Origin of the sequence: Erythrobacter sp. NFXS35 (assembly GCF_040148725.1) — a bacterium.
GTDB lineage: Bacteria > Pseudomonadota > Alphaproteobacteria > Sphingomonadales > Sphingomonadaceae > Erythrobacter.
Genome location: NZ_JAGDEB010000001.1, coordinates 1,239,139 through 1,262,062, shown reverse-complemented (window position 1 = coordinate 1,262,062; position 22,924 = coordinate 1,239,139). Strand labels below are relative to the sequence as shown.

At 64.1% G+C, this 22,924-nt stretch carries 16 protein-coding genes and 1 pseudogene; 14 read left to right on the top strand and 3 right to left on the bottom strand.

Annotation, left to right across the window (positions count from 1 at the left end; translation table 11 throughout):
- Positions 1–2 precede the first annotated feature (2 nt).
- From J3454_RS05955 to J3454_RS05945, 3 genes are read left to right on the top strand one after another with little or no spacing between them, the layout of a single operon-like run.
- Positions 3–1,931 carry a CshA/CshB family fibrillar adhesin-related protein gene (locus J3454_RS05955; RefSeq protein WP_349512822.1) on the top strand — a complete coding sequence of 643 codons (1,929 nt, stop codon included), beginning with the start codon at positions 3–5 and terminating at the stop codon, positions 1,929–1,931.
- A gap of 35 nt (positions 1,932–1,966) precedes the next feature.
- Positions 1,967–2,719, top strand: coding sequence for a serine hydrolase domain-containing protein (locus J3454_RS05950; RefSeq protein ID WP_349512821.1), 753 nt, complete (start codon positions 1,967–1,969; stop codon positions 2,717–2,719).
- On the top strand, positions 2,623–3,195 hold the full coding sequence (locus J3454_RS05945; protein WP_349512820.1) for a hypothetical protein: 573 nt from the start codon (positions 2,623–2,625) through the stop codon (positions 3,193–3,195). The genes J3454_RS05950 and J3454_RS05945 overlap by 97 nt, the downstream gene beginning before the upstream one ends.
- Positions 3,196–3,289: 94 nt before the next feature.
- Here J3454_RS05945 and J3454_RS05940 read toward each other — a convergent pair whose 3' ends face one another.
- Genes J3454_RS05940 through J3454_RS05930 form a run of 3 tightly spaced genes read right to left on the bottom strand, consistent with a single transcriptional unit; the run spans position 3,290 to position 7,821 of the window.
- The gene (locus J3454_RS05940; RefSeq protein ID WP_349512819.1) at positions 3,290–4,210 is read right to left on the bottom strand and encodes a tyrosine-protein phosphatase; all 921 of its coding nucleotides are present in this window, start codon (positions 4,208–4,210) and stop codon (positions 3,290–3,292) included.
- A 4-nt stretch (positions 4,211–4,214) separates the two neighbouring features.
- Complete coding sequence (locus tag J3454_RS05935) at positions 4,215–5,213, bottom strand: 5'/3'-nucleotidase SurE (protein ID WP_349512818.1); 999 nt, start codon at positions 5,211–5,213, stop codon at positions 4,215–4,217.
- 19 nt (positions 5,214–5,232) lie between these two features.
- On the bottom strand, positions 5,233–7,821 hold the full coding sequence (locus tag J3454_RS05930) for a TonB-dependent receptor (RefSeq protein WP_349512817.1): 2,589 nt from the start codon (positions 7,819–7,821) through the stop codon (positions 5,233–5,235).
- 109 nt (positions 7,822–7,930) lie between these two features.
- Between J3454_RS05930 and J3454_RS05925 the strand changes: the two genes are divergently transcribed.
- From J3454_RS05925 to J3454_RS05875, 11 genes and pseudogenes are all read left to right on the top strand, one after another.
- Entirely contained in the window at positions 7,931–9,154 is a 1,224-nt protein-coding gene (locus tag J3454_RS05925; protein ID WP_349512816.1) for a TetR family transcriptional regulator, read from the top strand.
- A 521-nt stretch (positions 9,155–9,675) separates the two neighbouring features.
- A pseudogene (locus tag J3454_RS05920) lies at positions 9,676–11,493 on the top strand (cation:proton antiporter); the annotation flags it as partial.
- Between the two features lie 36 nt (positions 11,494–11,529).
- Positions 11,530–12,135 carry an OmpA family protein gene (locus J3454_RS05915; RefSeq protein WP_349513148.1) on the top strand — a complete coding sequence of 202 codons (606 nt, stop codon included), beginning with the start codon at positions 11,530–11,532 and terminating at the stop codon, positions 12,133–12,135.
- A gap of 192 nt (positions 12,136–12,327) precedes the next feature.
- Positions 12,328–13,431 (top strand): CaiB/BaiF CoA transferase family protein, encoded by a 1,104-nt coding sequence (locus tag J3454_RS05910; protein ID WP_349512815.1) that lies wholly within the window; start codon positions 12,328–12,330, stop codon positions 13,429–13,431.
- 63 nt (positions 13,432–13,494) lie between these two features.
- A complete protein-coding gene (locus J3454_RS05905; RefSeq protein WP_349512814.1) occupies positions 13,495–14,427 on the top strand; it encodes a haloalkane dehalogenase in 933 nt (310 codons plus the stop codon).
- The gene (locus tag J3454_RS05900) at positions 14,427–14,840 is read left to right on the top strand and encodes a DUF1330 domain-containing protein (protein WP_349512813.1); all 414 of its coding nucleotides are present in this window, start codon (positions 14,427–14,429) and stop codon (positions 14,838–14,840) included. Before J3454_RS05905 ends, J3454_RS05900 begins: the two co-directional genes overlap by 1 nt.
- The gene (locus tag J3454_RS05895; protein ID WP_349512812.1) at positions 14,837–16,504 is read left to right on the top strand and encodes a sulfatase-like hydrolase/transferase; all 1,668 of its coding nucleotides are present in this window, start codon (positions 14,837–14,839) and stop codon (positions 16,502–16,504) included. Before J3454_RS05900 ends, J3454_RS05895 begins: the two co-directional genes overlap by 4 nt.
- Before the next feature lie 167 nt (positions 16,505–16,671).
- Entirely contained in the window at positions 16,672–20,244 is a 3,573-nt protein-coding gene (locus J3454_RS05890) for a hydantoinase B/oxoprolinase family protein (RefSeq protein WP_349512811.1), read from the top strand.
- Complete coding sequence (locus J3454_RS05885) at positions 20,241–20,924, top strand: DUF969 domain-containing protein (RefSeq protein ID WP_349512810.1); 684 nt, start codon at positions 20,241–20,243, stop codon at positions 20,922–20,924. Before J3454_RS05890 ends, J3454_RS05885 begins: the two co-directional genes overlap by 4 nt.
- On the top strand, positions 20,921–21,871 hold the full coding sequence (locus tag J3454_RS05880) for a DUF979 domain-containing protein (protein WP_349512809.1): 951 nt from the start codon (positions 20,921–20,923) through the stop codon (positions 21,869–21,871). Before J3454_RS05885 ends, J3454_RS05880 begins: the two co-directional genes overlap by 4 nt.
- Complete coding sequence (locus J3454_RS05875) at positions 21,862–22,851, top strand: DUF2891 domain-containing protein (protein WP_349512808.1); 990 nt, start codon at positions 21,862–21,864, stop codon at positions 22,849–22,851. The genes J3454_RS05880 and J3454_RS05875 overlap by 10 nt, the downstream gene beginning before the upstream one ends.
- The last annotated feature ends 73 nt before the right edge of the window (positions 22,852–22,924 follow it).

Here is a 22,924-nt window from a genome sequence, read left to right as displayed (position 1 = left end):
CGATGCGGGTACTGCGCCAGATCCACGATGCTAACCGGCTGTTTACCATAACCTCCTATGTTACGGGCATGATGGCAGGCTGGACAATGCTTCGCAGGCTGATAGCGCTTGTATTGGTTGTCTGTGGCTTGCTGTGGAGCCCGGCCGCACAGGCACAGGATTGCGGCCAAGCCGCCGCGCAAGGCACTGCGCCAGCGAGCTGGCAGACCTATTGCTGGCTTTCTCTTGCCGGTTACAATGATGCCACTGCGCGGACCGCTGCGGGGCAGAACCTCAGTTTCACGCTTCCAGACGGATCGGTTCTGACGTTCAACGCGCGTGTATCAGGCAATTCGACCGCCTATAACGCAGTGACAGCGCCTTCCTGGACCGGCGCGGCAATCGGCAATGTCGCCTTCATCGGCATCCCGGGACGCCCTGTGCTCTACACCACTTCTGCCGGATCGCGGACGATCAACCTTACGAACATCACGGTCACTCCGCCTGTCGGCGCGAGCGCCACGGTCTATTCCTTCGTCGTCGCCGATGCGGAATCGAGTAATGATAACGAGGCGCTGCGCTATTCCACCAACGGCGGCGCGTGGCAGTTGCTCGATGCGGTGCAGCCGATCAGCGGGTCGACCTTCCCGTCGATCACCGGGGTTGGCAGCAACACCGTCAACATCACGGGCAGGCCGGGGACCGTGGGCGCCCATATCGTCGGCAGTAACAGCCCCAGCAGTGTAACTATCGAAACGCAGGCGGGGGGGCTACAAGGCGTGATGTTCGCGATCCGCTTTGCCTCAATCCGGCTCCAAACCACTATTCAGGGCACGCGAAACAATCCTGCCGATCAATTCAGCTATCAGATCGCCAATACCTCGACCGGCAGCACGATTTCCGAGGGAGCCACCAGCGGCAGCGGCTCCGGCCCATTCTCGACCGCGCCGCTGAGCATGGCGGCAGGGGTGCCAATCACGCTGCGCGAGACCATGACGTCGGGGAGCGTAAGTGTCCTTTCGCAGTATGTCACAACGTTGGCTTGCGTGAACACCGCAGGAGCAACTCGCGCCAGCCTGCCGAATGGCCTCGTCACCACCAGCGCGAACATCGGCCAGCTCGAATTCGGCGAATTTCTGGTTTGCACCTTCAACAATGGCGCCCAGCCACGCCTGCGATTGCGGAAGGCGCTCGGCAACTCCCGACGCTTCGACGGCGATCAGTTCACCGTTCGGATCATGTCAGGCGAGACAGTAATTGCCGCCGCGACGACCACCGGTTCGGGGTCTACGGTCAATGCGGGCGACACAGGGTTCGTACAACTTGATAGCGGCCTTTCCTATACGCTCACCGAAATCGCTGCAGGTACAGGCAATCTTGGAAACTATCGGGCAACGCTTGCCTGCAGCAATGCCACGAGCGGTTCGGCCACAACCCTGCCAAGCACAGTCGGAGGCAGTATCACGCCGCGGCTTGGCGACACCATAACCTGCACAATCACCAACAGCCGCATCACCACCGCAGTGCTGGAGGTCGACAAGACCAGTGTGGTGATCTCCGATCCTGTGAATGGCAGCACCAACCCCAAGGCGATCCCCGGAGCAATCCTCGAGTATACGATTACCGTCCGGAACGTCGGTAGGCAGAGGGTCGATTCGAGTTCTATCGTGATCATCGACGATATGCCTGCCGACATGGCGTTTGCCACCGGCACTCCGGTGACCTTTGTGGACGGTTCACCTCAAAGCGGCCTCGACGCCTTCAATGCCGCAACAATGGTACGCTTTTCGTCCGTGCCAGGGTTCGCAGGACCATTCACCTACACGCCGAGCGGTGCCTTCGATCCCAACGTGCGCGCAATCCGGATTACGCCCACCGGCAGGATGGACCGTTCAGACGGTGCGAGCGACCAACCGAGCTTCACGATCCGGTTCCGCGCGCGCATTCAGTAGGCAACTGCCGTGAATGGCTACAGCGCGGGTCTGACGTGTGGAGGATTCTACAACCATTTAAAGGCTACGCGCGTATCGATTCCCTCGTCGCCCAATATCAGCAAGCCGATGCGCCCGGAATCAGCCTTGCCGTGTCGATTGACGGAAAGGTCGTCTACGAACGCTGGACAGGTCAGGCGGACATTGCACACGGCGTGCCGATAAACGGCGACACCCGGTTTGAAATCGCATCCGTAGCCAAGCAGTTCACCGCTTTTGCGATCGTGCTGCTCGCGGACGAAGGCAAGATTGCGTTGGACGATGATGTCCGCGCTGTGATCCCCGAACTCAAACCGGGGGCGGCGCCTCTAACGATCCGGCACCTGCTCAACCACACGGGCGGATTGCGCGAGGTCAATAGTCTGCTGCTGCTGACCGGGCGGTGGGAATCATCGCCCGTTACGCAAGCGCGGGCGCTCGATCTGGTCCTGCGCCAGCGCGGCGCAAACTTTTCTGCAGGCGAGCGCCAGGAATACAGCAACACCGGCTACCTGCTGCTTGCCGAAATCGTGGCACGGGTATCCGGTCAGCCCTTCCCCGAGTTTCTCCATGACCGGATCTTCGCGCCGCTGGGGATGGACCAGCGTTTGCATTCGACATCGCCGAAGCATTCCTCGGCGACCGGATGGAGCCGGAGCCGTCCATCAGCTTCGTGCCTGAAACCGGTGCCGCGCTTGATCGCTATGTCGGCGACTACCGCCTGTTTGCCGGCGTCGTGTTTTCCTTGCGCCGTGATGGCGACCAGCTGACATTCGCGACCGTCGGCAAGGATGATGCTGGCCCCCTGCCTCAGATCGCCAAAGGGGTTTTCCTGCTGAACCCGAAGACCGAGATCAGGATCGAATTCCAGGATTTTGCGGATGGCCGCGCCACGGAAATGCGCTGGCAAATCAGCGATGACGGTTTTATTCCGGCTCCTCGGATCGCAATGGAGCCGGTCCCCCAAACGCCGCTCGATCTCGCTGAAATCGAGGGGGTCTATTTCAACCATTCTCTGCAGCAGGCTGTCCGGCTGTTCGACGACGGCGGGGCCTTGTGGCTGCGCACCGGGGACGGCAACCGCATTCCGCTGAACCGCTATCAGCAAGACCTGTTCAATGCTGAAGGTCCCGGAAGCGTGCAACGTGTTGCGATCTCGCGCGATGCCACGGGGGAAGTTTCGGGGATCCTCGTCTCAGCGGTGTTGGCCGAAAATCTCGACTATCGCAAAATCAATGCCGATTAGATCAACGCCGAGCGATCGTGCAAACCGCCTTTTCCCTCACCCTTGCGGCAGGCGTGCATGAAACTGCGAAGATGTGTGTCCCACCTTGCCTGAGTCACCGCGCTGGCAAAGCCACGGTAAGATTGGAAATGATCGCCGTTTCCATCGCCGGTGTGACCGCGAGCACATCGGCGATGAAGGCGCCCACCGATCCGTGTTCTGCCTCGATCGCCGACAGCGCGCTTTCGACATAGGCGGGGTCCGATGCGACCAGCGGTTCGACCACGTCCCAAGGCAGTTGCGCAAGCGCGGCATAGGGCCCGTCGCTGTCCGCATTCGCCGCAATCTGCGCCTTGTAGTCGACGAGATCGTCGGACAGCGCATAGTCGGCCACCACGGTTTCGCGCGGCACGCCGAGCAGCGTGAGGATCAACGCCGCCGCCACGCCAGTGCGGTCCTTTCCTGCCGTGCAATTGAAGGCGAGCGGCACTTTCCCTTCGGCAAGAACGGCGAACATCTGCCTGAAACTCTCCGCGTGATCGTCCGGCAGTTCGCGGTAGAGCGCGATCATCGCCGCGCGCGACTTTCCGGCGCTTGCGTCCGCGCTTCCGAGCACCGCCATCAGATCGCCGGCCTCACCTGTGTAATCACGGGTCCAGTAGGCCACGTCGGTATTGGCAGAGGTATAGGGATTGGGCTCGGCTGCGCGCTCCTCGGTGGCGCGGAAATCGCATATGGTGCGGATGCCGCGGCGGGCGAGTTCGGCCTGATCCCTGGCGGTCAACCCGGCAGGCGATCCCGAGCGGTAGAGCACCTCCCACCTGGTCACCCGGCCATCATTGGTGCGATAGCCGCCCAGGTCGCGAAAATTGATCCCACCTTCAAGGTCGAGCACGCGGCGCTCGTCCTTAAGCGCAATGGCGTTTGCGGCGACCGGCCCGACCACGGCGGCGGCGGCGTCGACCGGTGCGGCAGCCTGTTCGCAAGCTGGCAGCAGAGCCAGTGCCGCAAGCGGAAGCAGGATCATCCGTCGCATCGGATTACTCCCCTTTGGCCGGTAGCAGTGCGGCAAGCGCCTCGCGGCCGATTGGCGGTTCGCCCGCCGGGTAGGCATAGCCCGCCTGCATCGGGCTGACGGCGATTGCGGTGCGGAACACCACGCTTTCATCATCCATCTGCTCGGTTGCGGGGCTGGCGGTGTTGTAATCGAAGCTCACTCCGGGCAGCGGCGGAATCACCATGCCGCGGGCTTCGGCCATGGCCTTCATCGTCGGCGAGGCGGCGGCGGCCATATCTCGGGTAAATCCGACCTTATAGGCATTGTAGCTGCCGATCTCGGTCAGCTGCCAGAGCGCACCAGCAGGCTGATCGGGAAAATTGACGTTGAGCGCGAGGCCGGGCGGCAGCAATGCGCCGTCGCCTGCGCGCATATCGAGATGGGCGACCAGATCCACCGTCAGCTCCGCCACGATGTCCGATACCGGATTATCGAGGCTTGCCGCTTCGGTATTGCCCCCCGCGCTCAATGCAATCGCGGGAATGCCGCTGACCGCTGCATATTGCGCCGCGCTGACCGTGCCCGAGGAAAGGATGATCGCACCGACATTCTGGCCTTCGTTGGGGCCGGAAAGAACCAGATCGGGCGCGGTACCCCAGCGGGCCTTGCCCACCACCTCGAGCCCATGCAGCAGCGCGGCGACCGGGGTGCCGTCAACATAGTAGAAGTCGTCGGCAGGCAGGCCTTCACGGGTCATCGGGCCTGCACCGGGGCTGCCGACCTGCGCGGCGGCGTTCAGGCAAGCGGCCTTGAGCGGCATGAGGGGCCGAGCAATTCCAAGAGCGGCCCCCTGTCCGCTCTGATTGGTGCATGGAACCGAGACCACCACATCGTGCCCGGCTGCCTTGAGCGCCTCGTAGAGCGCAACGACGTTACTGGTCAGTCCATCATCATTGGTGAGGACAATGTTACGCGCCTCTGCGCCTTGCCCCACAAGCGCGAGGCTTGCGGCAGCGGCCAGAAGATTGAACTTGGATGACATATCAGGGTCTCCCGCCAGATCAGAAGTTGAAGCGCACGCCGAACAGGTAACGCTCGCCGATCCGTTCCACTTCGGAAGGAGTCGCGGGTGTGCCCTCGAAGGCGACATATGTCTCGTCCGTGAGGTTGGCGAGATCGGCAAACAAGGTGATATTCGGCGTCAGTGCATATCGCGCGGTCACATCGAGGTTTTCGAACCCGTCACGAAACTCGCCGGCACCCAGCCCGCCGATCGTGTCGAGAAACTCTGAACGCTTCTGATAAGCTACCCGCAGCGACAGCCCCGCATATTCGTAGAACACCGAGGCATTGAGGACCGTGTCCGAAAGCCCCTGAAACCCGAAGGTTTCGAGATCGCCTGCCGCATTGCGCGCCTCGAAATCGCCGCCCAGCAACGTCAGGTTGCCCTGCACGCCCAGTCCGGCCAGCGCTCCGGGAAGGAAATCGAACTGGGTTTCGACGTTGAATTCCACCCCGTAGAGCGTGCCTTGCTCGCCGTTGAAGGTCGATCCGAGCAGGTAATTCGACCGGTCGATCCCGTCCGTGTCGTAGAGGTCGGAACCCACCAATTGCTGACTCTGGTAGAGCACGTCTTCGACCCAGCGATGAAAACCGCTGATCGAGGCGATCCCATTGCTGGCAAAATAGTATTCGATCGTTGCGTCTGCGCCCCAGGTGTATTCGGGGGTGAGGAACGGGTTGCCGCCACCGATGGTCGCCGCTGTATCGCTGATCGAGGCGCCAACGCGGATCGCTGCATAGGCCGGACGCGAGACACCGCGCTGCCCGCCGAGGCGAAGGACGATGTTGTCGCTTGCTTCGTAGCGGATATTCACGCTCGGAAAGAGATCGAAGAAATCCTGCGAGACGGCAAGCGGCGCGGCTGTTCCGCCGAACAATACGGTGCCGGCATTGTCGATCTCGTATTGCTCGGCGCGCAACCCGGCGACCAGTTGGAGCGGCCCGGCATCCCACTGTGCCATCGCATAACCGGCATAGATCCGCTCTTGCTGATCGTAGAACGATGTCGGCAGCACGAAATTGGCGGGATCGATCCCGGCGGTGGCGAGGGCCGACTGCAGGTCGCGGTTCATCGCCCGCGTGTCGAGATAGTTGATCCCCACGCCGAGCGGGAACTGCGTGTTCCAGGCGCGGTCGGTGGCATAATCGTTGGGATTGAACCCGGTCGCCGCCAGCGGCACGATGCCGCCGATCCCGATATTGTTGCCGGTGATGTCGCGTTTCGTGGCGTAGAGCCCGGCGCTGATCTTCAAGTCATCAAGCTGCTTCCACGCATCGAGCCGTCCCGACCACGCGTCGGAGACAACCCCCTGGACGATGGGAATGAGGATGGTGCGCGGCACGCTTTGTTCGGTGATCGGAATTTCGCCGAGCGGCTCCCCGCGCGAGAACACGCCGCCGGTATTGATGGTGCGGAACAGATCGACGACCGGAAAGCGCGGATCGGCGCTGCGGTCATAATCCACGCTGATCCCGCGGATCGAGGACTGGATCAGCGGCAGATCGGTGGTGTTCTCGGTGCGGGTGTATCCGACGATACCCTTCACGCCGCCTTCTGGCGTGTCATAATCGAACCCCGCCGACGTGATGATATTCTCGTTGACGTAGAGCCCGTCGTTGTAGTTGGTGGTGATCGAGACATTGTCGAGGCTGCCACTGAGCAGCCCACGGGTGCCGCGCGCACCCGAATCCGCCAGTTCGATTTCATAGGCGTTGCGTTCTTCGCGGTCGACGAATTCGGTATAGATGCCATTCACGAACAGTTTCAGATCATCGCTGGCGCGGACCTCGAAGGCCCCGAACAACCCGTTGTTCTCGCGTCGCAGTTCGTAATTGCGGATATCGATGTCGATCGGAATGCCATTGGCATCATATCCCGCCTCGCGGTTGTCGGTGACCTGATCGCGCAGGTAGTGCGAACCGCCAACGGCGATACCGATGCGATCATTCGTCCACGACAAGCGGAGCGAGCCTGAACGCTGCTGGCCTTCTCCCAGATCCATGAAGCCGTATCCGGCATCGCCGGTGACGCTGAAGCCGAGCTTGCCGTCGTCGAGCGGAGAATAGGTCTGAAGGTCGACAAGCGCCGTGATCGCCTCGGCCGTGATGTCGGGCGTGAGCGACTTGTTCACTACCAGCTGCTGCAGCAGCACGGCAGGCACCGCGTCGAAACGGTAGGCGCGCTCGCCGCCGCCTTCGTCGGTGCCGGTCTGGGGCAGGCCGTCTATTGCCACCGACGTCCAGCGATTGGGGGCACCGCGCACCTGAATGTAGCGCGCCTGGCCCTGATCGAGCTGCACTGCAACGCCGGGCAACCGCGCAAGCGCTGCGGCGATGTTCTCGTCCGGGAAACGACCGACCGAGTCCGCCGTGGCGACATCGACGACGTTGAGCGCGGCGCGCTTCGTCTCGGTCGCGTTCTCGAGCGAACCGCGGATCGAGCCGGTGACGACGATGACGCTGCCGTCCTCTGCGGCATCCTGCTCGGCGGCGGCGTTCTGCGCTGCTGCGGGGAATGCGCAAGCCAGCACGGACAGCGCCGCGCCGGCTAGGCACGCAACGCGCATCGAAGTGGTGGTAGTGTTCATATTCAAAGGCCCCCTTGATGCGATTCGCAAATTAATTAGAACGCATGTAAGTAAGCGATGTGACAGTATGGGCGGGACAAAGAAGCTCAATGAAAGGTTCTGCTTCTTCATGACAAGCGATCGAGAGAAGGTCAGATATTGGACAGATAATGGTCAGAAAAATGCTGAAAAATCGACACAAAGTCGCCTGATTGACGCATTGCTCGACATCTGGACGACAATGCCTGCCGAGAATATTTCGGTCAGGGCGGTGGTAGGAAGAGCGGGTGCAGCACAGTCGGCCATCCATTATCATTTCCAGAATATAGAACGGCTGTATGAATGCGCCTCGGAAGCCGCGCTGAATGCCGCCCAAGGCTGGTGGGAGGACCGGCTTTCGGCACTCGACCCGCTCGCGGGGCGTCCGGTGTCGGCGCAATTGCAGGTGAGCGTTCTGACTTCGACAATCTGCGACTGGGCAGTGGTGCAGCGGCGGCTTGCGATGGCATCCCGCCGGATGCCGAGCGCCGCTTGGCAGGCCGCGATGCAAAGCTTCTGGCTCGATCTCGCCCGGCGCATCGGCATCGGCGAGTATGCCGAGACGATTGGGTTCTACGCTGCAGGAGAAGCAGCGCGGCACCTGCTCGTGTGGGATTCCTTGCTCGATCGGGCGCTGCTTGAGGAAACGACGGAAGCGTTGCTGACATGGCTATGTGCCCGCCGGTTCGCGGGCGACGATGTCCGGCTTACGCATCGCGATCTTGCCCGCTGCGAATACCGCGAGCCGACCAGACCCCTTGCGGGCGATACATTGGTGATGGCGGAGGCAGCAGCGGGCCTGCTCGCCGAGCAGGGGTACGCCGGGGTGACATTCCGCGCGGTCGCCGCCCGCACCGGGGCGAGTCTCGGCAAGGTGCTCCACCTGTGCGGTTCCAAAAGCGAACTGCTCAGGCTGGCGCTGCACCGGCTGTATGAACGCGAGGCGCTCGGCGACGCGCGCGAATTGTTCATCGCACAGACTATTTCGCCGCAGGTGATGCTCGACGAACTTCTCGATGCCGTCCTGAGCGGCGGGCAGCCCGTGCTGCGGGCCTATGACGAGATCGAGTTGGCGATCTACAACGGCGATGAGTTCAGGGCCCTGCGCGGTGTCGTCCGGTCGATGGAAGACCCGAGCAGGACGTGGTCGCTGCAGCAAATGCTCGGCGGTAAGACGCCGCCCGCTTCGCTGGTCGCCGCTTTTTCGGCGATTATCCGGGGAATAGGCTTCGACGCCCGGTTCGCAGAGCCGCAGGCCGGGGTGGTCGATTGGCGGGCACGGCAGGCGCTCATGCCGTTTGTCTCGCAAGTCTGATCACCGTTTCAGCGCGCCGCTGCGACACCCGGAAGGAAGAAAAAGTACGTCGGCAAGTTCCAGTTCTGGCCGATCATGGCCGCGAAATCAGCGCAAAACAGATTCCGGGTCGGAGCAAACCTCGCCCTCGCGCTCGTTCTGGCGCCAGCATGAGGCGATCGTGAAATTCGCTTCATGTTAGTGCAGAAGTGTTCGCCCGAACGCAAAGCCGTCCGGTCGGCTGATCGCTCCTGCGCTCATCGTCGATTTTCGTCGCCCGGCGACCTCGGCGCTCGATGGTGCCATGGCCCGCGAATTGAATGACCTGAAGGATGGCGAAGATGCTGAGATGGCTGTTGGTTTCCCTTTTCCAGCGGCTGCAACCATCTCAAACGGTGACGTCAATGGGTCGGGACATGACAGGCCGAGCAGGGTTTGCGAAGATGAGATCATTGCGATCAGGCTGGCTGCACGCTCCCTTCCGTGCGGGATAGATCGGGTCGCTCGTGCATTTGTCTGTTTGAAGGAGTACCCGCGCACCGATGCAGGAACAGGCGATCGTCATAGCCGTCATCGGCGTGTTGGGCATTGGTGCCCAATGGCTGGCATGGCGTTCCAACCGTCCGGCGATCGTGCTCATGCTGGGCGCGGGGTTTCTTGCGGGGCCGGTGCTCGGCATCTTCGATCCTGAACATGCCTTCGGGGAATTGCTGGAACCGATGGTGGCGATCGGAGTCGCGCTGGTGTTATTCGAAGGCGGGCTCAGCCTCAACTTCCGGGAATTGCGGCATACCAGCGATGCCGTTTGGCGATTGGCCACGATCGGCGTTGTGCTCGGTTGGCTGTTCGGGGCTCTGGCTGCTCACGCAATTGCTGGACTGGTGTGGCCCGTCGCGGTGCTGTTCGGCGGGATTCTGGTGGTTACCGGCCCGACGGTGGTCATGCCGCTGCTTCGGCAGGCCACGGTGCAGGCGCGCCCGGCATCGCTGCTCAAATGGGAAGCGATCGTCAACGACCCGACCGGCGCGCTGTGTGCGGTGATTGCGTATGAATATTTCCGCCTGTCGGCGACCGGCGCGACGTGGATCGAGATTATCCCGCCGATGCTGCTGGCTGCGGCCCTTGCTGGGGTCCTCGGCTATCTCGCCGCCCGCTTTGTCGCCTGGTCATATCCGCGCGGTTTGGTGCCCGAATACCTCAAGGTGCCGGTCCTGTTCGTCACGGTGATTGCGCTGTTCGTGATTTCCAACGCGATCGAGCATGAAGCGGGGCTGGTGGCAGTGACGGTGATGGGCATCGCGCTTGCCAATATGAACGTCCAGTCGATGCGGTCGATCCACCCGTTCAAGGAAACGGTCGCGATCCTGATGGTCTCGGGCATTTTCGTTCTGCTTTCGGCGTCCCTCAAATGGTCCGATCTGGCCTATCTGAACTGGCGCTTCGGATTGTTCCTGCTGGCGCTGCTGTTCGTCGTCCGCCCGGCTACGGTGCTGCTGACCCTGCTGGGCAGTTCGATCCCATGGCGCGAGCGCCTGTTCGTTGCCTGGATTGCCCCGCGCGGCATTGTTCTGGTGGCAATCAGCGGTCTGTTTGCCCTGCGCCTGACCGAACTTGGATACGAGGATGGCAATGTCCTGATCGGCTTGAGCTTTGCGGTTGTGGTCATAACGGTTCTGGCGCACGGCTTCACCATTGATCTTGCGGCAAAGCTTCTGGGGGTCAAAGGCGAAACCCGGCCGGGCCTGCTTTTGGTCGGAAGCACGCCATGGACCGTCGCGCTGGCAGAGCTGATGCGCGAATTGAAGACGCCGGTCATCATCGTGGATTCGAGCTGGCAGCGACTGACCCGGGCCCGCCGCAAGGATCTGCCCCATTACCACGGCGAAATCCTCAACGAGGCGACCGAGCACAATCTTGATCTATCCCCGTATCAGGCGCTTGTCGCGGCGACGGAGAACGAGGCTTACAACACGCTGGTGTGCAGCGAATTCGCCTACGAGATCGGGCGGGATGCGGTGTACCAGCTTGGCGAGCCGGGGGATGACGACGATCGTCAGGCCATGCCCGATACCCTTCGCGGAAGGGCCTTGTTCAAATCGGGATACGGCGTCGACGAAATTACCGAGCGGCTCGAACAAGGCTGGCAGCTTCGCAAGACCAAGCTTTCGGAGAACTTCAAGTTCGACGATGCCAAGGATGTTCTCCCGCAATCCGCAAACATGTTGATGCTGTTGAAAGGAGATGGCCGCATGCAATTCTTCACCCACGCAGCGCGGCCGAATCCCGGGCCGGGCGACACGGTCATCAGCTTTGCCCCGCCGAAGGATCGTTTGGCTCCGAAACGGGAGAAGGCAGCCGCAAAGGGCGCGAAAGTCCTGCCGGTGCTGCTGGCCTTCATGGTTCTGGCCGGGTGCGACGATACAGGGCAGGATGCCGCCGTTACCGTGCCTGAGCAGCCGGCGCCGGCGGCGGCGCCGACCTCGATCATGCGTCCCGACATGGTCGATCCCGAACCGATCGTGCCGCCCATTGCGCCCCGGAACGCCACCATTGGCTTCGGCGATGCTTCTGAGAAATTATCTGCCGACGCGATCGACAAGCTGAACGGGATACTCGCGAACCCGCAGCTTGCCGACGGAGCCGAGCTGTATATCGGCGCTCATACCGATTCGTCGGGAAGCGATGCCGTGAATATGGCGGTGTCGCGGAAGCGGGGAGAATTGGTCCGCGACTGGTTCATGGAGCAGGGCATCGCCGAGGAGCGCATCACACTGGTTCCCTTTGGCGAGCAGAACCCGGTGCAGCCCAACGCCTTGCCTGACGGTAGCCCGAACGAGGAAGGTCGGCGCGCAAACCGTAGGGTGGAGGTGCGCGTTGCGGTTGAACCCGCAGCACCGGCCTTACCAAGAGAGCCGACCTTGGCGGAGGAACTGGTGGATCAATTCAGCCGCGACGCTGTGCCGCCCGACGCTCGTGACCAGAACCCGGGCGCGGTTCGTTGATGCAGTGGTGAACTGAAGGCGGACATGAGCGCACCGCCATCGGCACGATAATCGGACTAGTCCGCCGTTTCTTGATGCAGGTCGATCTTGACCTCGTCATAGATCGCCATTCTAGGTTTTGCGTCGACAACAGCCACGCTTGCGGGCGGAGAGGTCTGAAAGGCGCCGGATTTTGGAGGGGTTCGCAAGCATATGGGTAAACTCAGCGGCTTTCGGGTGGTCGACCTTTCGCAGTTCTTGCCGGGCCCGATGCTGACGGTGATGATGGCCGATCAGGGCGCGGAAGTCATCAAGGTCGAGCCTGCGGCGGGCGATCCCGCGCGCGAGCAGGCGCCGTTCGATGATTACAACGGCGCGTCCCATTCGGTGTGGTTCGCCAACCTCAATCGCGGCAAGCGCAGCGTGGTGCTCGATCTCAAGAGCGACGACGGCAAGGCGCATTTGCGTGATCTGATCGCCGGGGCAGACGTGTTCGTCGAAGGCTTTCGGCCCGGCGTGATCGCGCGTCTCGGCTTCGATTACGCAGCGGTGAAGGCGATCCGGCCGGACATCGTCTATTGTTCGATCTCGGCCTTCGGGCAAGACGGCGCGCTGGCGCATCACCCGGCGCATGACATGGCAGTGCAGGCGCTTGCCGGGTTTCTCAGCGTCAATGACGGGGCTGATGGTACCCCGGTGGTGCCGGGCGCGCCGAGCGCCGATCTCGCTGCGGGCCTTACCGCGCTGTCGGCGGTGCTGATGGCGCTGATCGGGCGAGAGCGTAGCGGGGAGGGCGCCTATATTGACTGCGCGATGTTCGACAGCCTGCTGCCGTGGTGCGCGCATACCGCCGGGAGCGCAATTGCCGGCGGCGAAAGCCCGCAATCAGCAGCGCAGCGCAGCCTTGGCGGGGCCGCGTTCTATCAGATCTATCGCACCGCCGATGACGCCCATGTCGCGCTGGGCGGGCGCGAGCTGAAGTTCGCGCGCAATCTTCTGGGCGCACTGGGGCGCGAGGATCTGCTGCCGCTGGCAGAGGCGCCTGCGGGCGAACAGGGCGAGTTGATGGCCTTCCTGCGCAAAACCTTCGCCGCGAAGACCCGCGCCGAGTGGGAGGCGTGGTTCGCCGACAAGGATGTGGCTTTCGCCCCCGTGCTCGATTTCCGCGAAGCGCTCGATGCACCGCACGTTACCGAACGCGGACTCATTGTTACCGGCGACGGCGGCGGCAGGCACATCGCGCCCGCGATCCGCTTTGCCGGTGAGGACTGGGTGCCGGGCCGGGTGCCGGGCCTGGGAGAGACGCCCGCCGCCTGACGCTGTGCAGGTATCGCCGTCCCCCTTTCGGCGGTTTGACACGCTTCGTGCCATAACCTAGCGATGTTCGCGATAAAGGGGAGACCTGCCATCAAAGTCCTGCGCACCCCCGATGCGGCCTTTGCCGACATCAGCGATTTCCCCTTTGCCAGCCATTACCTCGAGATCCGCGATGCGGGCAGCGGAACGCCGTTGCGCATCCACTATATCGACGAAGGCCCCCGCGATGCGCCGATGGTGCTGATGATGCATGGCGAGCCGACCTGGAGCTATCTCTACCGCCATATGATCGGCCCTGTCGCTGCAGCGGGATACCGCGTGATCGCGCCCGATCTGGTCGGCTTCGGCAGGTCGGACAAGCCCGCCGCCAAATCGGATTATACCTATGCCGCCCATGTCGGCTGGATGCGGCAATGGCTTGAGGCGCTCGATCTCACCAACATTACGCTCGCCTGCCAGGACTGGGGCTCGCTGGTCGGCCTCAGACTGGCGGCGGCCATGCCCGACCGGTTTTCCGGCGTGGTGCTGTCGAACGGCGGCCTGCCCGAAGGCGGCCCGGCGCCGCGGCCCTTCGCAATCTGGCGAGCGTTTTCGAAATGGAGCCCGCTGTTTCCGATCGGACGGATCATCAACAAGGGCACGAAGCGCGCTCTGAGTGATGCCGAAATCGCCGCCTATGACGCACCGTTTCCCGATGCGCGTTACAAGGCGGGCGCACGAATATTCCCGGCGCTGGTGCCGTTCGCCGGCAACCCCGCGGTGCCTGATCAGCGAACGGCGTGGCAGGTGTTCGAGGCGTGGGACAAGCCGTTCCTGTGCGCGTTCAGCAATGGCGATCCGATCACCCGTGGGGGCGAAAGCCGCTTCATCGGCCGCGTCCCCGGCACGGCGGGCCAGCCGCATCGCACGCTGAACGGCGGCCATTTCATTCAGGAGGATGATCCGGCCGGATTCGTTGCCGCCATTCTGGAAGTCGCCGGACGGGACGGACAATAATGAAGGTCGCCAACCAGCTTCACCCCTCGCCCGAGCAGGCCATGCGTTTTTTCTCGGCAGATGATGACGGGCCGATCTGCATGGTCAATCTCCTGAAGTTCCGGGAGAATGCCGCCTATCCCGACGGCGCAGAGCCGAAGCTTCCGGGGCGCGAAGCCTATGCGCGCTACGCCGCCGGGGTGCAGGCCTGCATTGCCGCAGTGGGCGGCAAGCTGCGCTTCGGAGGCACTGTCACCGGCCTCTTGCTGGGCGAGGTCGAAGAGTTGTGGGATATGGTCGCGATTGCCGAATATCCTTCACGCAAGGCGATGTTCGCGATGGTACAATCGCCCGAATATCAAGCAATTGCGAAGCACCGAGAGGCAGGGCTGGCGGGACAGCTCAACATCTGCACCCGGGCTACAGGCGAGTGAAGCGTTGGCAAAAGGCGGTGCTTGGCACGGCGGCGGTGATTGCTGTGTTGGGAGGCGCGGCCTGGGTCTGGCGCACCGATGTGGCGCTCGCCTTCGTCCGCTGGCGCAGCACGGTAGACGTGGCCGAGAACCGCCCGGTGCCGTGGCAGCAGGGGCCGGAGCAGGCCGCGATGCCCGCTGCCGAGCGCCCGCCCAATATCGTCTTCATCCTTTTCGACGATCTGGGCACCAATGATCTTTCCACTTTCGGCGGCGGGGTTGCAGGCGGGCGCGTGCCGACCCCGAATATCGACAAGCTGGCGGCAGAGGGCGCGATCTTCACGCAGGCCTATGCCGGCAACGCCACCTGCTCGCCATCGCGCGCGCAGCTCATGACCGGGCGCTATGCCACGCGCACAGGGTTCGAATTCACGCCCACCCCGCCCGGTTTCGCGCGGGTGGTGACGATGGTCTCCGCCGATGTCAGCCCCGACCGACCGCCGATCGAATACAAGGCCGAGGCCGATGCCGTCGCCCCCGCTTTCGAGGATCAGGGCCTGCCGCCCGAGGAAGTGACGGTGGCCGAAGTGCTCAAGGGGCGCGGCTATCACACGGTACATATCGGCAAGTGGCACCTTGGCAGTGCGCCGCAGTTCCACCCCAACGCGCAAGGTTTCGACGAAAGCCTGAACCTCGACGGGATGCTGCACCTGCCTGAAGATCATCCCGATGCAGTCAACGCGAAAATCGGGTTCGACGCGATCGACCGCTTCCTGTGGGCCTCGGCGCATTTCGTCACCAGCTACAATGGCGGGGAGAAATTCGCGCCGGGCGGATACCTTGCCGATTACTGGACGGATGAAAGCCTGAAGGTGATCGAGGCGAACCGCAACCGGCCCTTCTTCCTTTATCTGGCGCACTGGGGCGTTCATTCGCCCTTGCAGGCGACCCGCGCCGATTATGATGCGGTGGGCGATATCGGCCCGCACCGCTTGCGGGTGTACGGAGCGATGGTGCGCGCGCTCGATCGCAGCGTCGGGCGGATCATGGCCAAGCTGGAGGCAGAGGGGCTGGCCGACAACACGCTGGTGGTTATTTCGAGCGATAATGGAGCCCCCGGCTATATCGGGCTGGACGCACTCAACGCCCCCTATCGCGGGGGAAAGGGGACGTTCTTCGAAGGCGGCATAAGGGTGCCGCTGTTCGCCCGCTGGCCTGCGCGGATTGCGGCGCAGAGCCGGGTTGCGCTGCCCGTGGGGCAAGTCGACATCATGCCCACACTCGCCGCCGCTGCGGGAGCGTCGCTGCCGAAAGGCGTGACAATCGACGGGCGTGATCTGTTGCCCGCGCTGACCGGCAAGGGCACTCCGCCCCGCGCCGATGCGCCGTTGTTCTGGAACAGCGGCTATTACAAGGCGGTGCGCGCAGGCGACTGGAAGCTGCAGGTGAACGAGCGGCAGGGCAAGGCGTGGCTGCACAACCTCGCCGCCGACCCGACCGAGCAGGTCAACCTCGCCGATAGTGCGCCGCGGCAGCGGGCCGCGCTCGAAGTGTTGCTGGCGGCGCATCATGCCGGGCGCAAGCCGCCGCTCTATCCCAGCACCTTCGACACGCCCGTACCGATCGACAAGACACTGGCCGAGCCATACCGGCGCGGGGATGAAATGGTCTACTGGCCCAACTGACGCTGGGCAGGCACGAACTTGCGATTTGGTGCCGATTTCGTGCAGTTCGGGTGCAATTCAGTGCCGAAATCGTGTCACTCAACTGATCCACATGCTGCTGCATCAATGTTTCACGTGGAACATTGCCGCGCTTGCATTCCCGTGCGCGGCAGACGAAACCGGCCTGCATGAGCATGGCACATCCCGGCGCATGGCGGTTCGCGATCGATCGCGGCGGCACCTTCACCGATGTCGTGGCGACCACGCCCGATGGCAGGCTCGTCACCGACAAGCTGCTGAGCGAGAACCCCGGGCATTACGCCGATGCCGCCAGCGAGGCGGTGCGGCGGCTGATGGCGCGGCACGGTGAAAAGGGGGGTGAAGCGCCGATTGCCGAACTGCGGATCGGCACCACGGTGGCCACCAACGCGCTGCTGGAACGCAAGGGCGAGCGGCTGGCATTGCTCACCACCCGAGGGTTCGGCGATGCGTTGCGGATCGGCACGCAGGCGCGGCCCGAGATTTTCGCGCGCCACATCATCCTGCCCGAACAATTGCCCGCCCGCGTGGTCGAGATCGCCGAGCGGGTCGGGGCGGATGGCACCGTGCTGACAGCACTAAACCGGGGCGCGGCGCAGGCCGCGCTTGAGGCGCTGCGGGACGAAGGCTTCGATGCGCTGGCGATTGTTCTGATGCACGGCTGGAAATACCGCGACCACGAAATCGCGCTGGCGGAAATGGCGCGGGCGGCGGGTTTCCGTCAGGTCAGCGCCAGCCACGAGGTCGCGCCGCTGATCCGCCTGATCCCGCGCGGCGATACCACAGTGGTAGATGCCTACCTTTCGCCGGTATTGCGGCGCTATACCGACACCTTGCGGGCCGAATTGCCCGAGGCCGCGCGGCTGCGATTCATGCAATCCAACGGCGGGCTGGCCGAAGTCGGCGCGTTTCGCGGCAAGGACGCGATCCTGTCCGGTCCGGCGGGCGGCGTGGTCGGCATGGTCGCGGCAGCTACGCCGCTGGGTCATGGCAAGCTGATCGGCTTCGACATGGGCGGCACCAGCACCGATGTGGCGCACTACGCGGGCAGCTACGAGCTGACTGGCGACAGCGTGGTGGCGGGCGTGCGGGTGGCCGCGCCGATGATGCAGATCCATACGGTGGCGGCCGGGGGCGGATCGATCTGTTCATTCGACGGCGCGCGTTTCCGCGTCGGGCCGGAAAGCGCGGGGGCCAATCCGGGGCCGGCCTGCTATCGCAAGGGCGGGCCGCTGACGATCACCGATTGCAACCTGCTGCTTGGCCGGATCGATCCGGCGTTCTTTCCGCATGTCTTCGGCCCGGCAGGTGACGCTCCGCTTGATGCGCAGGCCGCGCGCGAGGCGCTGGAAGCGGTCGCCGCCGCCTTGCCCCAGCCCAAGCCGCTGGAGGAGATCGCCGAAGGCTTCCTCGCCATTGCGGTCGACAACATGGCCAATGCGATCCGCAAGATCTCGGTCGCGCGCGGGCATGATGTCACCGCCTATGCGCTCGCCTGTTTCGGCGGGGCGGGCGGCCAGCACGCTTGCAAGGTCGCCGATGCCTTGGGGATGGAGACCGTGCTGGTGCATCCGCTGGCAGGGATGCTGTCTGCCTTCGGGATCGGGCTCGCGCCGGTAAAGGCGATCCGCGAGGTCAGTCTGGTGCAGCCGCTGGAGGACAGCTTTGCCGCACCGCTTGCTGCGCTGGAAGCGGAGGCGCGGGCCGTGCTGCTGGAACAGGGCATTGCCGCCGAAGCCATCGCTATCCGCCCCAACGCCCGCCTGCGCTTTGCCGGGAGCGACAGCGTGCTCACAATAGCCTGCGATGCGCCGCAAGCGATGGACGCCGCCTTCCGCGCGCTCCACCGCCAGCGCTTCGGCTATTCCGATGCCAACGCGCCGATTATCGTCGAAGCCCTTAGCGTCGAGGCGAGCGGGCAGGCGGGTGGGCTGGGCAGCGCCATCGCCGATCCGCTGGGCGTGCAGGGCAAGGCGTCGGGCGACTGGCCGACCATCGCTCGCACTGAAATGTGCGAAGGTGCGGCGCATCCCGGCCCGCTGCTCATCATCGACCCTGGATCGACCACGGTGGTCGAACCGGGCTGGCAGGCGCGGCTGGCGGAGGAAGGCAGCCTGATCCTCACCCGCGCCGTGCCGCTGGCGCGCGAGCAAGCAGCGGGAACCGCGGTCGATCCGGTGCGGCTCGAAATCTTCAACAACCTGTTCATGGCCATCGCCGAGGAAATGGGCGTGGTGCTGCAATCCACCGCGACATCGGTCAACATCAAGGAACGGCTCGATTTCTCCTGCGCCTTGTTCGATGCGGCGGGCGCGCTGATCGCCAATGCGCCGCATATCCCGGTGCATCTGGGCAGCATGGGAGACTCCATCACCCGCGTGATAGAGGCGCGGGGAAGCGGGCGCGACGGACGCGGGTTCCGACGCGGGGATGCATATGTCCTCAACGATCCCTATCGCGGCGGGACCCACCTGCCCGATATCACGGTGATTGTTCCGGTGTTCTATGGCGAAGACGGGGATGAACCCGACGCCTTTGTCGCGGCGCGCGGGCACCATGCCGATATCGGCGGGATCGCGCCGGGATCGATGCCGCCCGAAAGCCGCACCATCGCCGAGGAAGGCGTGCTGATCGACAATCTGCTGATGGTGGACGAAGGCACCTTCCGCGAGGATGCCGTGCGCGATGTTCTGGCCAGCGGCTCCCACCCGGCGCGCAATCCGGCGCGCAACCTGTCCGACCTGCGCGCCCAGCTCGCCGCCTGCACCCGCGGGGCCGAGCTGCTGGCAGGCGCAGCGCGCGATCAGGGGGCAGACGTGGTCGCCGCCTATATGCGCCACGTCATCGCCAATGCCGAGGAAAGCGTGCGCCGGCTGCTGGGTCGGCTGGAGGACGGCGCCTTCGCCTATCCGATGGACAACGGCGCGGTCATCAAGGTCGCCATCCGCATCGACCGCGAAAGCCGTTCGGCGGTGTTCGACTTCACCGGCACCAGCGCGCAATTGCCCGACAATTTCAACGCCCCGCGCTCGATCACCCGGGCGGCGGCGCTCTATGTCCTGCGCACGCTGATCGACGATGCCATCCCGATGAACGACGGGTGCCTGAACCCGGTGACGCTGATCGTCCCCGAAGGATCGATGTTGAACCCGCGTCCCGGCGCGGCGGTGGTGGCGGGCAATGTCGAGACCAGTCAGGTCGTCACCGATGCGCTGTTCGCGGCGACCGGCAGGCTGGCTCCGTCTCAGGGGACAATGAACAACTTCACTTTCGGCAATGACAGCCACCAATATTACGAGACGATCTGCGGCGGATCGGGCGCGGGGCCGGATCATGACGGGACCAGCGCGGTGCAGACCCACATGACCAATTCGCGCCTGACCGATCCCGAAATCCTCGAAACTCGCCTGCCGGTGCGGCTGGAGGAATTCGCCATCCGGCGCGGTTCCGGGGGCGAGGGGCGGCATTGCGGCGGCGACGGGGTGGTGCGGCGCGTGACCTTCCTTGAAGAAATGCGCGCCAACATGCTCGCGAACCGCCGCAAGGTTGCGCCGCGCGGCATCCACGGAGGGGCCGACGCGGCTGCGGGGCGCAACTGGGTCGAGCGCGCCGACGGCAGCCGAGAGGAACTGGGCGCGACCGGTTCGGCGCTGATGCAGCCGGGCGATGCCTTCGTGATTCTGACGCCGGGCGGCGGCGGTTTCGGGGAGAAAGACGCTTGAACTACTGGCCTCTGCTGGGGATCGCGCTGGTCGTGATCGGCTTTGCCCTGCGCTTCAATCCCCTGCTGGTGGTGGTCGGCGCGGCGGTGGCGACAGGGCTGCTGGCGGGCCTCGATGTCATCGCGGTCGTCGAGGCGCTGGGCAAGGCGTTCAACGACAACCGCTATATCTCGGTCACGTGGATCATCCTGCCGGTGATCGGCTTGCTCGAACGCTACGGCTTGCAACAGCGCGCCCGCGCCGTGATCGAAGGCGTGCGCGGCGCGACGATGGGCAGGCTGCTGGTGATCTATCTCGGCTTTCGCCAGATCACCGCTGCGCTGGGCATGAAGGACATCGGCGGCCACCCACAAGCCGTCCGCCCGCTGGTCGCGCCAATGGCCGAGGCGGCGGCGGAAAAATCGCACGGCAGCCTCGCCGATGACGAGCGCGAACAGGTGCTGGCGATGGCGGCGGCGACCGACAATGTCGGGCTGTTCTTCGGCGAGGACATCTTCTTTGCCATCGCATCAATCCTGCTGATTCAGGGCGTGTTCGAAAGCGCGGGCTACCCGCTCACGCCGCTGCAATTGTCGGTCTGGGCGATCCCGACCGCGATCTGTGCCTTCATCATCCACGGCTGGCGGATCACCGCGCTGGACCGCAGGCTCGGACGCCGGGCGGGGAGGGCGCTGGCGTGATTACCTATGAATGGCTCTACTGGTTGGCGGGCGCGTTCTTCGCGGGCTGGGCGGTGCTGTCCCTGCGTGATGGGCGGATCGGCAATGCCGCCTTCTGGGGCGTGCTGGCGGCGAGTTTCTTTCTCGGCAGCCACCTCAGCGATTTCGCCAATGGGCTGTTGGTGCTGGCGCTGGTGGCCATTGCCGGGACGGGCGCGGTCAAGCGCAGCGCGCCCGCCACCACCACGCCGCAGGAACGCAGCGATTATTCCGCCCGGCTCGGCAACCGCCTGTTCTACCCTGCGCTGATCGTGCCGGTGACGGCGGTCGCGGGGACATTGTTGTATAACTACAGCCCGCTTGCCGAGACTGGTCTGTTTGCGCCCCGACGAGAGACGCTGATCCTGTTCGGCATCGGCGTGCTGCTGGCGTTGGCGGCGGCAATGGTGTGGCTGCGCCCGCCGCTGCTTGCGCCTGCCGAGGAAGGGCGGCGGCTGATCGATTCCATCGGCTGGGCGGCAATCCTGCCGCAGATGCTGGCGGCGCTGGGCGCGGTGTTCGCGCTGGCGGGAGTAGGCGATATCATCGGCGGGCTGGCGGGCGGAGTGATCCCGCAAGGCAGCGTGTTCCTGACGGTGGTGGTGTTCGCGCTGGGCATGGCGCTGTTTACGATCATCATGGGCAATGCCTTCGCCGCCTTCCCGGTGATGGCGGCGGCCATCGGCATTCCGCTGCTGGTGGAAACCTATGGCGGCAACCCGGCGGTGATCGGTGCCGTCGGCATGCTGGCGGGCTTCTGTGGCACGCTGCTGACCCCGATGGCGGCCAATTTCAACATCGTGCCCGCCGCGCTGCTTGAACTGAAGGATCAGAATGCCGTTATCCGCCAGCAGGTCGGCACGGCGATCCCGCTGCTCGTGTGCAATATCGTCATCATCTATGTCGGAGCCTTCCTGCTGTGGAACTGACTGAGGAAACTGCCAGAAAATTCGCAGCTATCGCGCTGGGTCATGTGGAGCGGCCTTACCCTTACAAGGACGAGCATGTGTTCGAGAGCGAGGCCGATGTCCGGCCCCCGCGTGCGGCGCATCCGGTGTTTTTCGGCAGCTTCGATTGGCACAGCTGCGTGCACGGCTGGTGGACGCTGCTCACGCTGCGGCGGCTATATCCTGCAACGCCCGAAGCCGCACAGATTGCCGTGCTGGCCGAGCAGACCTTCACGCCCGAAAAGCTGGCGGTGGAACTCGCCTATCTCGACCGGCCCAGCGCGCGCGGGTTCGAGCGGCCCTATGGTTGGGGCTGGCTGATGTATCTCCACCTCGAAGCAGGTAGGCACGACAACCGCGAATGGGCAGGCCGCCTCGAGCCGCTGGTGCGGGCCTTCGCGGCGCGCTTCCGCGATTATTTGATGGTGCTGACCTATCCGATCACGGTCGGCACGCACTTCAACACCGCCTTTGCGCTGGTCCTGGCGCGGCGCTGGGCGCTGGTGCACGATCCTGCGCTGGCGGCGCTGATCGACGATTGGGCCGAACGCGCCTTCGGCAGCCGCAGCGACTATCGCGGGTGGGAGCCGGGGGGCGACGAGTTCTTCTCTCCGGTGCTGATTGCCGCGCTGCTGATGGCCGAAGTGCGCCCGCATCTGTCCTTCGCCCCGTGGTTCGATGGGCTGGTGCTGGCAAACGGCTGGCTGGAACGCGAATGCCGTCCGGTCGTGGTCTCGGATCGCAGCGATGGCAAGATCGCCCATCTCGATGGGCTCAATCTCAGCCGCGCATGGTGCCTTGGCGGCTGCGCTTCCGCCTTGGCCGATCCGGCTGCGGGCCTGCTGCTCGGCGAGCTTCGGCGCGAGCATCTTGCTGCCGCGCTGCCGCATGTTGCGGGCGATTACATGGGCGAACACTGGCTGGCGAGCTTTGCCCTGCTGGCGCTGCTGCCCGAAGGTTGATCGGCGGCACCAACCGCGCACCGGTATCGACGAACGGCGGCAGGTTCGATCAATTCCGTGCATCACTCGGCGA